The sequence below is a fragment of the Williamsia sp. z34 genome, assembly GCF_059553395.1.
Window position 1 is genome coordinate 227,987 of sequence record NZ_JCANWW010000003.1, and the last position, 13,105, is coordinate 241,091.

Below are 13,105 nucleotides of genomic sequence, written 5' to 3' on the forward strand. Positions count from 1 at the left end.
TCGGATTCTGCTGTCGATGAACATCGACACCTGCGGGAACAACGCTTCTGAATTCGAAGTTGAGCCGAATGAACTTAACTTTGGAGGAAGCATGACCGAACTCAATCGCTTGCCGGTGCTGTTCCTGACCGAGCCCGTTCTCCTGCCAGGCATGGTTGTGCCGGTCGAGCTGGACGACGCCGCTCGAGCTGCGGTCGACGCTGCGAAAGCCGGCGATCCGGAGACGAAAGCGAAGCCGGAACCCCACCACTACGCAGGCAAATTACTGGTCGCCCCACGACTGGATGACCGCTATCCCGCCTACGGCGTCGTTGCCTCGATCGTGCAGCTCGGCCGGATGGCCGACGGCCGGTCGGGCGCCGTGCTGAGGGGCGAATCCCGCGCGCACATCGGCTCGGGTACCACCGGCCCCGGCGCTGCGCTCTGGGTCGAGGTGGAGCCTGTTGACGAACCCGACGTCACCGACGACGTCCGTGAACTGGCCACCGAATACAAACAACTGGTGCTCGCGATGCTGCAGCGCCGCGAGGCCTGGCAGGTCATCGATTCGGTCAACAAGCTGACCGATCCGTCGGCACTCGCCGACACCGCGGGCTACGCGTCATATCTGACCGACGTCCAGAAGCGTGAACTGCTGGAGACCCCCGACGTGGGGAGCCGCCTGCGTACCCTGATCACCTGGACCCGCGACCACCTGGCCGAGGTGGAGGTCAACGACAAGATCGCCGGCGAAGTCCGCGACGGCATGGAGAAGACGCAGAAGGAATTCCTGCTGCGTCAGCAACTGGCCGCCATCCGCAAGGAACTCGGCGAGGATGAGCCGGACGGCAGCGACGATTACCGCGCCCGTGTCGAATCCGCACAATTGCCCGACAACGTCCGCGAAGCCGCGTTGCGCGAAGTCGGAAAACTCGAACGAGCCAGCGACCAGAGTCCCGAATCAGGTTGGATCCGAACGTGGTTGGATACCGTCCTCGATCTGCCCTGGAACATCACCACCACTGATTCCACCGACATCAAGGGCGCTCGGGCGATCCTCGACGCCGATCACCACGGTCTGGACGACGTGAAAGACCGCATCGTCGAGTACCTCGCGGTACGGGCCCGCCGGACCGAACGTGGCTTGCAGGTCGTCGGCGGGCGCGGTTCCGGAGCCGTGATGGTGTTGGCCGGACCTCCCGGGGTCGGCAAGACGTCGCTGGGCGAGAGTGTCGCACGGGCGCTGGGCCGCAAGTTCGTTCGTGTCGCCCTCGGTGGCGTCCGCGATGAGGCCGAGATCCGCGGCCACCGGCGTACCTACGTCGGCGCACTGCCGGGCCGTATCGTCCGGGCCATAGGTGAGGCGGGATCGATGAATCCCGTTGTACTGCTGGATGAAATCGACAAGGTCGGCGCCGACTACCGCGGCGACCCCAGCGCGGCCCTGCTCGAGGTGCTCGATCCGGCGCAGAACCACACGTTCCGTGACCACTACCTCGACCTGGACCTCGACCTGTCCGACGTGGTGTTCCTGGCCACGGCCAACGTCATCGAACAGATCCCGTCGGCGCTGCTCGACCGGATGGAGCTCGTGACCATCGACGGCTACACCGAGGACGACAAAGTCGTCATCGCGCGTGACTACCTGCTGCCCCGGCAACAGGACCGCGCCGCCATCACCGACGACGAGGTGGAGGTCACCGACGCCGCGCTCCGCAAGATCGCGGCCGACTACACCCGGGAACCGGGAGTCCGCCAGTTCGAGCGCCTCCTCGCCAAGCTGCTGCGCAAAGTGACGACGGAACTCACCGCCGTCGGCAACACCGACAAGGTCCTGGTGGACGAGCCCGATTTGGTCGGGTACCTCGGACGGCCCCGGTTCACCCCGGACGCCGAGGAACGCACCGCGGTGCCCGGAGTGGCGACCGGACTCGCGGTCACCGGACTCGGCGGTGACGTCCTCTATATCGAGGCCGGATCCACCGACGGTGAAGGTCTCGTCCTCACCGGACAACTGGGCGACGTGATGAAGGAGTCCGCACAGATCGCGCTGAGCTACGTCCGTTCGCACGCAGCCGAGTTCGGTATCGATCCGGCGACATTGGAACGGAGTATCCACGTACACGTGCCTGCAGGTGCCACTCCCAAGGATGGACCGTCCGCGGGTGTGACGATGGTGACTGCGCTGGTGTCGATGGCAACGGGCCGCAATGTTCGCGCAGACGTCGCGATGACCGGTGAGGTCACACTCAACGGCCGGGTCCTGCCGATCGGCGGGGTGAAGCAGAAGCTCCTCGCTGCGGCCCGCTCGGGAATGAGCACCGTATTCATCCCGCAACGCAACGAGCCCGATCTCGACGACGTGCCGACCGAAGTTCTCGAAGCACTGACGGTGCTCCCGATGACCGATGTGGCACAGATAGTTGCCCAGGCACTCGAGCCGGTCTCCGAAGGCGCGATCGCCGCAGCCTGACCCACCCGATCTGAAGCCCACCCGCAACCTGGTTGCGGGTGGGCTTCTTTGTGTCCGGGGCATCTCCCATTATTTAGCGTAGCTACAGACTTTGCCCGAAAAGAATTGCTGCCTACCTGCTTTCGCAAAGCATCTACAGCACAGCGCATTCCAACTGCAAACACGTAGTGACTCGCATCACAACAGCGGCTCCCAGCACCGTCAACGCGCAAATTTCGTAAATCGGAAATCGGTTTGTCACGTCAGGTCACGTCGATGAAACAAAACCTACCTATTTTTATGCGGGTACACGGAACCGCATACGCGCAGTTCTGGGTCGGAGCGCTGCTTGCCGACCTCCCCCTTTTCGGTGCAACTTCTCGTGCAACGCAACACAAGTGAAAGGCCGATATGCCGCAATCCGATGTTCCCCAGAGGTCCCGGTTCCGCCGGTCCGCCCTCGTCGCCCCTGCCGCACTCGCAGCGGTTGCCCTGGCACTGAGTGCCTGTGGCAGCTCGGCCAGTGACGAGGCCACCTCGTCGGCCACGTCGTGCGTCGACACCTCGGGCAGCACGATCAAGGTCGGCTCGCTCAACTCACTGTCGGGCACGATGGCGATTTCCGAAGTCACCGTTCGCGATTCGATCGCACTCGCGGTCGATGAGATCAACGCTTCCGGTGGTGTGCTGGGCAAGCAGATCCAGCTCGTCGGGGAAGACGGCGCCTCAGAGCCGACAATCTTCGCCGAGAAGGCCGAAAAACTGATCAGCAGCGACTGTGTTGCAACAGTTTTCGGCGGCTGGACATCATCGAGCCGCAAGGCGATGCTCCCGGTGTTCGAAGACAACAACGCATTGCTCTACTACCCGGTGCAGTACGAGGGCCTCGAATCCTCGCCCAACATCTTCTACACCGGTGCCACCACCAACCAGCAGATCGTCCCCGCGCTGGATTACCTGAAGGAAAAGGGCGTCAAGTCCCTCTACCTCGTCGGCAGTGACTACGTCTTCCCGCAGACCGCCAACCGCATCATCAAGGCATATGCGGAGGCCAACGGCATGGAGATCAAGGGCGAGGACTACACACCCCTGGGCTCCACCGACTTCTCGACCATCGTCAACAAGGTTCGCAGCGCTGACGCCGACGCCGTCTTCAACACCCTCAACGGTGACTCCAACGTGGCGTTCTTCCGTGAGTACAACAACGTTGGCCTGACCGCCGCGGACATGCCGGTCGTCTCTGTCTCGATCGCCGAGGAAGAGGTCGGCGGTATCGGTGTACAGAACATCGACGGTCAGTTGACGGCGTGGAACTACTACCAGACCATCGACACCCCGGTGAACAACGCATTTGTGGCCGCATACAAGGCCAAGTACGGCGCAAACAAGCCCACCTCCGATCCGATGGAAGCCGCGTACGTCTCGGTCTACCTGTGGAAGAACACCGTCGAGAAGGCGGATTCCTTTGAGGTGGCAGCGATTCAGGAAGCTGCCGGCGGTGTCACGTTCGAAGCACCCGAGGGTCTGGTCACCATCGACGGCGAGAACAACCACATCACCAAGACCGCTCGCATCGGTGAAATCCGTTCCGACGGCCTGATCTACACGATCTGGGAGTCACCGGCACCCATCGAGCCCGACCCGTACCTCGAGGGGTACCCGTGGGCTGAGGGCCTGGGTAGCAAGTAGCCCTCGGAGTTCGACAGCGACGACGGAAGCCGACAAGAAGTGATCGGGAAGGAACAGCCCACGTGGATGTGCTGATAGGACAGACGTTTACCGGACTCAGTCTGGGGTCGATCCTGCTACTGGCAGCGTTGGGACTCTCACTGACCTTTGGTCAGATGGGCGTCATCAACATGGCTCATGGTGCATTCATCATGACCGGTTCGTACACCGCCTATGTGGTGCAGGAACACCTGGTGTCCAATACGAATGTCTCCCTGATCGTTTCACTTCTTGTCGGCTTCCTCGTCGGAGGCCTGATGGGTGTACTCCTCGAAGTCACGCTCATCCAGCGCATGTACCACCGGCCGCTGGACACCCTGCTGGTCACGTTCGGTGTGGGCCTGGTTCTGCAACAGGCCGCCCGCGACATCTTCGGTGCACCCGCGGTCAACGTGGTCGGTCCCGAATGGCTCAGCGGCGGTGTCGACATCTTCGGCGCAGTGGTGCCCAAGAGCCGGATCTTCATCATGATCCTCGCCGTCGTCTGTGTGGTGGCACTGGCGGCGACCATGAAGTACACGCCCATGGGCCGGCGGATCCGGGCGGTGGTGCAACACCGCGAACTCGCCGAGACCAGTGGAATCTCAAGTCGCAAAACAGATATCACCACATTCTTCATCGGATCCGGCCTGGCGGGCATCGCCGGCGTGGCGTTGACCCTCATCGGCTCCACCAGTTCCAACACCGGAACCACCTACCTGATCGATGCGTTCCTGGTGGTGGTGATCGGCGGCCTCGGGCAGATCAAGGGTGCGGTCATCGCAGCCGTGTCACTCGGACTGCTCAACTCATTCATCGAATACAACACCACCGCATCGGTGGCCAAGGTGATCGTCTTCGTCATCATCGTGGTCGTCCTGCAGATCCGGCCGCAGGGACTGTTCACCGTCAAGACGAGGAGCCTGGTATGAAACAGTTCTTTTCTTCACGCTGGCAGGCATACTCCGGCTTCGCGATCGCGGCCATCATCCTCTTCGCCGTCGCCCCGGCCGTACTCAGCGACTTCCGGCTCAATCTGCTCGGCAAGTTCCTCTGCTTCGGCATGGTGGCCGTCGGCATCGGATTGGCCTGGGGCCGTGGCGGAATGCTCGTCCTGGGTCAAGGCGTGTTCTTCGGTCTCGGCGCGTACATCATGGCCATGCACCTCAAGATCTCGGACGCAGAACTCCGCGGTGACGACGTCCCCGACTTCATGCAGATCGCCGGCACGACCGAACTGCCCGCCTACTGGCAGCCGTTCGCCTCACCGGTGGTCACCGTCCTGGGCATTCTGTTCATCCCGGCCGGGGTGGCACTGATCCTGGGTCTGGGAATCTTCAAACGCCGGGTCAAGGGCGCATACTTCGCCATCTTGTCCCAGGCTCTCGCGGCTGCGTTCGCCATTCTGCTCATCGGTCAGCAGAGCACCGGCGGCAGCAACGGACTCAATCGTTTCCGTAGCTTCTTCGGTCTGGCACTGAATGATCCGGCGAACAAGCGGCTGCTGTTCTTCATCGCCGCAGCAACCCTGCTGATCATCGTCGCGATCACCCGGCAACTGATGAACAGCCGTTACGGCGAACTGCTGGTCGCCGTCCGCGATCAGGAAGAACGCGTCCGCTTCCTCGGCTACGACCCCGCCAACATCAAACTGGTGGCCTACACCGTGGCCGCGCTGTTCGCCAGTGTCGCAGGCGCACTGTTCGTTCCGATCGTCGGCATCATCTCCCCCGCGGACGTCGGCATCGTTCCGTCGATCGCCTTCCTGATCGGTGTCGCCATCGGTGGCCGCACCACGCTGCTCGGTCCGGTACTCGGTGCCATCGGCGTCGCCTGGGCACAGACCAACCTCTCGGAGAACTTCCCCTCCGGATGGGTCTACGCCCAGGGCCTGCTGTTCATCGTCGTGGTCGGCTTCTTCCCCGCCGGACTCGCCGGGCTCGGCGCGCTGGCCAAGTGGCGCCGCAAGAAGGCCGAACCCGACCCACCCGAACCTGATCCCGATCCGGACAAGGCGGACGTCACACCAGTGGGAGCTTCCTCATGAGCACAAACGAAACCCCGGTCGTCGACAAGGCACCCACCCTCGGTGGCAACGCCGGGATGTCCAGCGACTATCTCCAGGTCCGCGGACTGACGGTCAGCTTCGACGGCTTCAAAGCCGTCAGCGACGTGGATCTCACTCTGCTGCAGGGCGATCTGCGATTCCTGATCGGCCCCAACGGTGCCGGTAAGACCACCGTCATCGACGCCATCACCGGCCTGGTCCCGGCGACCGGATCGATCCAGAAGTCCGGTGTCGAGCTGGTCGGCAAGAAGGTGCACCGCATCGCACGCCTGGGTGTGGGCCGAACCTTCCAGACCGCCAGCGTCTTCGAAGAACTCACCGTCTTGCAGAACCTCGACATCGCCGCCGGCGCCGGACGCGGTCCCCTGACGTTGTTGCGTCGCCGGTCCGGCATCCTGCCCGAGATCGAGGAAGCACTCGAGACCATCGGACTGCAACACCTCAAGGACTCCCCCGCCGGGATCCTGGCACACGGCCAGAAGCAGTGGCTCGAGATCGGGATGTTGCTGGTACAGAACGCCTCTGTCCTGCTTCTCGATGAGCCGGTCGCCGGCATGAGCCACGAGGAGCGCGAGGAAACCGGACAACTGTTACGCCGCATCGGTGGGCAGCGCACGGTGGTGGTGGTCGAACACGATATGGAATTCATGCGCTCGTTCGCCACGTCGGTGACCGTGCTCGCCCGGGGCAAGGTCATCGCCGAGGGATCGGTCGCGGAGGTACAGGCCAACCCACAGGTGCAGGAGGTCTATCTCGGTACCGCAGCGGGCGGCACCGAGATCGAAGAAGTCGCCGCCGCCGTACAATCCGAAGGGACCGCCTGATGCTCGAATTGATCGACGTCCGTACCGGTTACGGCCGCACCGAGGTCGTCCACGGTGCCAGTATCGAAGTACCCACCGATGGTGTTGCCGCGGTGATGGGCCACAACGGTGCGGGCAAGACCACCCTGCTGCGGGCCGCGGTGGGCCTGCTGAAGGTCACCAAGGGCACCATCAAGTTCGACGGTGCCGACATCACGTCACTGCGCCCGAGCGCGCGGGTGGCCCGGGGACTGGCCTACGTCCCGCAGGGCCAGCAGAGCTTCGGTTACCTGACCACTGCGGAGAATCTGCAGGTTGTCGCCGACGGTCGCAAACGGGGCAAAGAGCTTGTCGCCGAGGCGCTGGACCTGTTCCCGGCACTGACCGAACTGCTGACCCGCCGGGCCGGTCTGCTCTCCGGTGGCCAGCGCCAGCAGTTGGCCATCGCGCGCGCCCTGATCACCGAACCGAAGATGCTCATCCTCGACGAGCCCACCGAAGGCATTCAACCGTCGGTGGTGGCCGAGATCGAGAACACCATCACTGCCCTCACCCAACGCGGTGACATGGGAGTCCTGTTGGTGGAACAGCAGATCGGCTTCGCCCTCGAAGCCGCCGATCGCTACTACATCCTCGAAGGTGGCCGCATCACCTCGAGCGGTGCCGGCGGCGCGGAGGCCGAGGCCGGTGTCCGTGAGGCGATGACCATCTGACCCCACCCCCCCGAGCGGGCCGAAATCACCGTCGAGCGGGCCAAAATCACCGTCGACCGTGCCGAAAACACCACCGAGCGTGCCCTTGTCGTCGCACACTGGGGTGATGGCATACGACGAACATCTTGCCGGTCGGATCCGGGAACTGCTCGGGCCGCAGCTCGGTGTGTCGGAGAAGCGCATGTTCGGTGGTCTGGCGTTCCTCGTCAACGGTCACATGGCCATCGCGGTCAGCAGGGATGGTGGGATCCTGGTGCGGGTCGCTGCTGATGAATGCGCGGTGTTGCTGCGCGGCAAGTACGTCTCGCCGATGGTGATGCGGAACCGCGAGACCCGTGGCTGGCTCCGGGTCGACGCCGAGGGCGTCAAGACGAAGGGGCAACTACAGACCTGGATCGCCCGAGGTGTCGGGCAGGCGCATCTGGCATCCTGATCCAGTTCGCGATCCGGTTGGGCTCGCTCACCCCGTTGGCACGACAACGGGGAGCTGCGCCGGATCACCAAGGGTGAACATTCCGGTTTCGGAGCCGATGGGATAGGGCAGGTGCCTGATCCGACCGTCCGCGGTCGACGCGGTTGTGTTGCAGCCCAGCTGATGTGCCGCGATCGACAGGAGCGCCCACCTCGTGGTCGCGAGGTGATCGGGCGGTGGTGCCGGTGCCTGCCCTAGCGCTGTCAACGCTCGTCGGTGATCGCCGGCGGCATAGGCCGTGATGGGGGTCGTCCACGGCGCATTCGGTCCGAAGTCGACGTCGTCGAAGGTGCTGATGGCCGAGCCCGCTCTCAACGCACGGACCAGCCCGATCAGCGGGGCGAGCCCACGGGTGATGCCCGGCATCCCACAGGAGGGGAGCAGCGACAGTGCGATGTCGTAGTGCCGCTGTATCTCGGCGGGCGGATCACCGGTCATATCCGCGCGGATCGCGCGGTACCAGGTGGTGAAGAACCCCGCGAGACTGCGCTCGTGGTAGTCACCGAGTCGGTCGACGGTGGCTGCGTGGTGGTCGGCCTGGCCGAGATCGCCTGTACTGGCGCTGGTTTGAAGACCGATCAGGTGCCCGAGAATCTGATGGGTCGGCAGGTCGTGGTCGGTTCCGAGCGCGATCAATTCTCCACCGATCGCGTTCCGCCGGTCGGTGGCATCGAGCGTGTGGAACGACTGCAGAAACGCGGCGTTGAGTGCAACGCACAGCACGGTGGGGTCCCCCAGCTCGCGGGCCATCGCGACGGCGCGATTCGCGGCCTCGGCGCCGGCCGGACCACGCGTACCCCGTGATTCGATGCCGATGAGCGCCAGCAGGCGGGCACGTTGCGCCGGGGCCAGGGCGCCGTCGAGGATGTCGAGGCATCGTCGGGAAGCCGCGACGATCCGGGCGGATCGTGCCGGGTCGTCGGAAATGGTCCAGATGCCCGGGATCTCGAGGCGGGTGAGAAAGTCAGCGGCGAGGCGCGGATCGTCGCGGTTGGCGAGTTCCGTTGCACCCGTTGACCGTTCTGATTGTGCGGTCACCAGACCGTCTGCGCCACTGACGGCAAGGTCACGCAGGAGAACCGCAGAGCTGAGCACCCTGGACCGGTCGCCCTTGGGCATGAGCGCGGTTGCCGGCCACGGCCACGACTGCCCGACCGGTGCGGGCGGTCCGTCGCCCCGAAGCAGATCTTGCTGCACTCGATCCAGCTCCGCCGACGGGTCCAAACCGAACCGTTCCACCAGCCGGGTGCGTGCGCGGGCCAGGACCGAGAGGCCTTCTTCTGTGCGTCCGGTGGAGTGCAGTGCTGACGCCAGAAGGATCCAAGCGCGTTGCCGACCCGGGTGCCGGTCGAGATGCGATTGCAGCTCCGGGATGGCGAGATCGCCGCGGCCTGAATGGATCTGCGCCTGCGCGAGTGCTTCGACCGTCCGGGCGTGTAGTTCTTCGAGTCGGGCATGCTCTGCTTCGACCCCCGGCAGATGGCGGTGGTCGCCGAACGGCGTGCCACCCCACAGATCATTCAGAGCGTCGGGCAGCCTGCTGAGCCGCTGTGCCCACGGCATCCCGCCCACCGATGCGGCGACCTCGGCGAACTCCCAGGCGTCGACGCGTGCCGAGTGGGCCAGACGATAGGAACGGCCGTCGGTCACCACATATGCCGACGACAGATGGCGCGGCCGCTGTGGTTCGAGACGGCGTCGGATGTCGGCAACAAACGTGCGGATCGCCGCGATCGGGTCTTTCGGACGCTCCGCCGGCCACAGTGCGGTGACCAGATCGTCGGCGGAGACGGTTGTGCCCCGCGCTGCCACCAACCGGCACAGGAGTTGCGCCTGCCGCCGGCCGCCGAGCTCGATCCGGTCACCGGCCGGTGTTCGACCGCCGACAAATCCCAGGACGCACACCATCTCGGCGGCGACCACGGGCGCGGCACGGGCAGGACTCATCGGTTACTCATCCGCTCCGCACAGACTCGACCCGAACGACATCACCACTCAACTGTAGGAGACCGGATCGCCATGACCACACCATCCATCGACGGATTCGAATATCACCGTGTCCAGGTCGCACCCGAGGTCGCCCTGAACGTCGCCGTCGCAGGTCAGGGCACGCCCGTCGTACTGCTCCACGGGTTCCCGCAGACCCACCTGTGCTGGCGTCACGTCGCGCCCGCCCTGGCGGGCGACCACACCGTGATCGTTCCGGACCTGCGTGGGTACGGCGACAGCGACAAGCCGGCGGAGACGGGTCCGGGGGTCTACAGCAAGAGGACCATGGCAGACGACGTCGTCGCGCTGACCGCACACTTCGGCTTCGACAGGTTCGCACTCGTCGGCCATGACCGCGGCGCACTCGTGGCCGTCCGCGCCGGACTCGACCACCCGGACCGGATCACCCATCTGGCCTGCCTCGATGTCCTGCCCACACTGGACATGTGGGACGTCATGCACGGGGTCTCCGCCGCAGTCGGCTTCCATCTCTATCTGATGGCTCAGCCGGCCGGGTTGCCCGAGGCGATGATCCGCGGCAGCGCCGACACCTTCTTCGGCTACTTCCTCGATGCCTGGGGCGCCGATGGTCGGGTGATTCCCGCCGACATCAGGGCGCGGTACCTGCAGGCAAGTGCCGACGCCATCGATTCGATCGTCGCCGACTATCGCGCGTCCGCAGGCATCGATCTCGAGCACGATCAGCGGGATCGTGCCGCCGGGACCTCGCTGACCATGCCTGTGACCGTCATCCAGCAGGACTGGGGGATGCAGATGGGTTTTGACGGCAAGCAGATCTGGAAGAGCTGGGCGGCCGATCTCGATCACCGCCTCCGGGACTACGGCCACTTCATGGCCGAACAGTCGCCCGCCGAGGTCGTCTCGGCCATCACCGACCTACTGAACCGTCAGTCGCGGAAAGACCGTTAGCCGCGAAAAGGTTTCAACTTGCCACCGGTCGGTACTCTCTGGTCGTCAGATCCGCGTTCGAAGAAGGGAAGCGCATGAGCGTCAAATCCAAGGCCATGTACAAGCCATTGTCGATCGCTACCAGCGTGCTGGGTGGACTGGCAGCTTCGGCCGCCTTCGGACAGGTGTGGAAGCGGTTGGGCAATGATCCGGAGGTCCCGGACCCGAAGGATCTGCAGAAGAGCAACACCGAGGTACTGGTCGCGGCCGCCCTCCAGGGCCTGGTCTTCGGTCTGGTGCGGGCAGCCGTGGATCGCGCCGGTGCCCGTAGCTACAAGGCCATGACCCACGAGGACCCGACCTGAGTTCGCGCCCAACAGATCACGTGAAGGGCTCGAGCGCAAACCGGCCCCACGCCAAGAATGCGAACAGGGCCAGGAACATCACGTCCCCGGCCAGGTAGCCCCATTCGCTGCGCCGGAACCTCGTTGTCGCCGCCCCGGCCATGAAGAGCATCAGGCCGGAGGCGGCCAACGGGACCAACTCCGGCGCGATGTCGCCCACCGCGGGTAGCACCAAACCCACGGTTCCGGCGATCTTTATGGTTCCGATCGCCTTGAGGTGTCCGGGGCCGAAGTCGTCGACCCAGTGCTGACTCGCGCCGAGTGACCGATATTTTTCTTTGGGCATCAGTACCTGCGCCGCGCCGCCGACCAGGAAAGCGACTGACAGCACACCGGCAAGGATCCACAGTGCGGTGTTCACAATTCCTCCTTCATCGTGTTACCTCGGCCCTTGAGGGCTCGTCATACCTGTGACGGATATCGGCGACAGAAGGTAACGACCATGAACCCCGATGTTGATCTGGCCGGGGCATTCGAGGACGAGCGGGAACGCCTGGTGGCGATGGCCTACCGGATGCTCGCCTCGCGCGCCGACGCCGAGGACGCAGTGCAGGAGGCATGGCTACGTCTGGCGCGTCAGGATCCCGACTCACTCGCGAATGTCTCGGGCTGGCTGACCACCGTGGTGGGCCGCGTCTGCATCGATATGTTGCGCTCACGCAAGACCAAGCCGGGGCCGCTGTATGACGACGTATTCCTGGACCTCGTTGTCACCGAAGACGTCGACACACCGGAGGACAGCGCGGTACTCGCGGAATCTGTCGGGCTGGCTCTGCTGGTCGTACTGGGGTCTCTGAACCCCGATGAGCGACTGGCACCGTGGTCGATGGTCGGATGGCCCAGGTCGTTGCCGTGCTCGACCCGACCCGCCTCGCAGCGATCGATCTCCCCGGCCCCGACAACACTCAATGACCGGTCAGCTCTCCTGCCGCAGTACCGGTCAACGCACCGGGCGGCACCACCCTGCCCGACACCGCCAGCAGCAGATCGATCGCCCGGCCGCGAACCTCGTTCCCGGAATCGACACCGTCGGCGTACTCCGCGTCGACCGCGATCAGGCGCAACCCGGCGACCCGCTCACGCCCACCACCGAAGCCAACCGCGGTCTTCACCTGATATCGCAGGGCGTCAACCACGTATTCGACCGGGTAGGTCGAATCGAGGCCCAGCGGACGACGAATATCCTCGCCGTGGACGAAGGCCTCGACGAGACGCGTGGCCGGATTCGCCGGCGGTGTCCTGGTGGACCCCACCACTGCGGACAGCGCCTCGAGCGTTTCGGCGGGGCGATCCCGCCTCTGCCGGGTGATACCGGTGGCATTGTCACGATCGAAGTCGAAGCGTGCCAGTAACATTCGTCGAGCGAAGCCGACTCTGGTGGTCATCGCCGAATCGACCAGGTGGGCGAGGACATCGTGCACGTCCCAACCCGGACACAATGAGGGCGTCGACCACGCATCAGCGGGTATGCCGTACAGGTCGTCGACCAGCTGGGTTCGCTCGGCATGCACCACCGGCCACACATCCGAGAACTCGATATTCATGCACCAACAGACCAGCGGCCGTCAGAAAACTCATCGGTCCCTGGCACATTCTCGCCTGCGCAGCA

Annotated in this window: 12 protein-coding genes and 1 pseudogene; 10 read left to right on the forward strand and 3 right to left on the reverse strand. The window is 64.5% G+C overall.

Features of this window, described 5'->3' with window-relative positions; translation table 11 throughout:
- The first annotated feature begins 91 nt into the window (after positions 1-91).
- The 7 genes from lon (at position 92) to AC51GT_RS09835 (ending at position 8,155) form a co-directional block, all read left to right on the forward strand.
- Entirely contained in the window at positions 92-2,452 is a 2,361-nt protein-coding gene (gene lon / locus AC51GT_RS09805; RefSeq protein ID WP_496324316.1) for an endopeptidase La, read from the forward strand.
- Between the two features lie 390 nt (positions 2,453-2,842).
- Positions 2,843-4,120, forward strand: a complete 1,278-nt coding sequence (gene urtA / locus AC51GT_RS09810) for an urea ABC transporter substrate-binding protein (protein WP_496328631.1) — start codon at positions 2,843-2,845, stop codon at positions 4,118-4,120.
- A 62-nt stretch (positions 4,121-4,182) separates the two neighbouring features.
- The gene (gene urtB / locus AC51GT_RS09815; protein ID WP_496324318.1) at positions 4,183-5,070 is read left to right on the forward strand and encodes an urea ABC transporter permease subunit UrtB; all 888 of its coding nucleotides are present in this window, start codon (positions 4,183-4,185) and stop codon (positions 5,068-5,070) included.
- Positions 5,067-6,185 carry an urea ABC transporter permease subunit UrtC gene (gene urtC / locus AC51GT_RS09820; RefSeq protein WP_496328632.1) on the forward strand — a complete coding sequence of 373 codons (1,119 nt, stop codon included), beginning with the start codon at positions 5,067-5,069 and terminating at the stop codon, positions 6,183-6,185. The genes urtB and urtC overlap by 4 nt, the downstream gene beginning before the upstream one ends.
- A complete protein-coding gene (gene urtD / locus AC51GT_RS09825; protein WP_496324320.1) occupies positions 6,182-7,030 on the forward strand; it encodes an urea ABC transporter ATP-binding protein UrtD in 849 nt (282 codons plus the stop codon). The genes urtC and urtD overlap by 4 nt, the downstream gene beginning before the upstream one ends.
- Entirely contained in the window at positions 7,030-7,722 is a 693-nt protein-coding gene (gene urtE / locus AC51GT_RS09830) for an urea ABC transporter ATP-binding subunit UrtE (protein WP_496324321.1), read from the forward strand. Before urtD ends, urtE begins: the two co-directional genes overlap by 1 nt.
- Positions 7,723-7,828: 106 nt before the next feature.
- On the forward strand, positions 7,829-8,155 hold the full coding sequence (locus tag AC51GT_RS09835; RefSeq protein ID WP_496328633.1) for a TfoX/Sxy family protein: 327 nt from the start codon (positions 7,829-7,831) through the stop codon (positions 8,153-8,155).
- Positions 8,156-8,182: 27 nt separating this feature from the next.
- Here the strand turns inward: AC51GT_RS09835 and AC51GT_RS09840 are convergent, their stop codons facing one another.
- On the reverse strand, positions 8,183-10,141 hold the full coding sequence (locus AC51GT_RS09840) for an AfsR/SARP family transcriptional regulator (RefSeq protein WP_496328634.1): 1,959 nt from the start codon (positions 10,139-10,141) through the stop codon (positions 8,183-8,185).
- A gap of 72 nt (positions 10,142-10,213) precedes the next feature.
- Here AC51GT_RS09840 and AC51GT_RS09845 point away from each other — a divergent pair, with 72 nt between their 5' ends.
- Both AC51GT_RS09845 and AC51GT_RS09850 read left to right on the forward strand, forming a co-directional pair.
- The gene (locus tag AC51GT_RS09845) at positions 10,214-11,113 is read left to right on the forward strand and encodes an alpha/beta fold hydrolase (RefSeq protein ID WP_496328635.1); all 900 of its coding nucleotides are present in this window, start codon (positions 10,214-10,216) and stop codon (positions 11,111-11,113) included.
- A gap of 74 nt (positions 11,114-11,187) precedes the next feature.
- Positions 11,188-11,457, forward strand: a complete 270-nt coding sequence (locus tag AC51GT_RS09850; protein WP_496324325.1) for a DUF4235 domain-containing protein — start codon at positions 11,188-11,190, stop codon at positions 11,455-11,457.
- Positions 11,458-11,473: 16 nt separating this feature from the next.
- Here the strand turns inward: AC51GT_RS09850 and AC51GT_RS09855 are convergent, their stop codons facing one another.
- A complete protein-coding gene (locus tag AC51GT_RS09855; RefSeq protein ID WP_496328636.1) occupies positions 11,474-11,857 on the reverse strand; it encodes a DoxX family protein in 384 nt (127 codons plus the stop codon).
- Positions 11,858-11,938: 81 nt separating this feature from the next.
- On the opposite strand from AC51GT_RS09855, the pseudogene AC51GT_RS09860 reads away from it, so the two are divergent.
- A pseudogene (locus tag AC51GT_RS09860) lies at positions 11,939-12,148 on the forward strand (sigma factor); the annotation flags it as partial.
- A 253-nt stretch (positions 12,149-12,401) separates the two neighbouring features.
- Here AC51GT_RS09860 and AC51GT_RS09865 read toward each other — a convergent pair.
- Positions 12,402-13,040 (reverse strand): maleylpyruvate isomerase family mycothiol-dependent enzyme, encoded by a 639-nt coding sequence (locus AC51GT_RS09865; protein WP_496328637.1) that lies wholly within the window; start codon positions 13,038-13,040, stop codon positions 12,402-12,404.
- Positions 13,041-13,105: the final 65 nt, after the last annotated feature.

What these genes read in the sequence shown, in the direction of transcription:
- urtE (WP_496324321.1), top strand. Translation starts at nt 7,030, where the DNA reads ATGCTCGAATTGATCGACGTCCGTACCGGTTACGGCCGCACCGAGGTC.
- urtD (WP_496324320.1), top strand. Translation starts at nt 6,182, where the DNA reads ATGAGCACAAACGAAACCCCGGTCGTCGACAAGGCACCCACCCTCGGT.
- AC51GT_RS09850 (WP_496324325.1), top strand. Translation starts at nt 11,188, where the DNA reads ATGAGCGTCAAATCCAAGGCCATGTACAAGCCATTGTCGATCGCTACC.
- AC51GT_RS09840 (WP_496328634.1), bottom strand. Translation starts at nt 10,141, where the DNA reads ATGAGTCCTGCCCGTGCCGCGCCCGTGGTCGCCGCCGAGATGGTGTGC.
- lon (WP_496324316.1), top strand. Translation starts at nt 92, where the DNA reads ATGACCGAACTCAATCGCTTGCCGGTGCTGTTCCTGACCGAGCCCGTT.
- AC51GT_RS09835 (WP_496328633.1), top strand. Translation starts at nt 7,829, where the DNA reads ATGGCATACGACGAACATCTTGCCGGTCGGATCCGGGAACTGCTCGGG.
- AC51GT_RS09865 (WP_496328637.1), bottom strand. Translation starts at nt 13,040, where the DNA reads ATGAATATCGAGTTCTCGGATGTGTGGCCGGTGGTGCATGCCGAGCGA.
- urtC (WP_496328632.1), top strand. Translation starts at nt 5,067, where the DNA reads ATGAAACAGTTCTTTTCTTCACGCTGGCAGGCATACTCCGGCTTCGCG.
- AC51GT_RS09845 (WP_496328635.1), top strand. Translation starts at nt 10,214, where the DNA reads ATGACCACACCATCCATCGACGGATTCGAATATCACCGTGTCCAGGTC.
- urtA (WP_496328631.1), top strand. Translation starts at nt 2,843, where the DNA reads ATGCCGCAATCCGATGTTCCCCAGAGGTCCCGGTTCCGCCGGTCCGCC.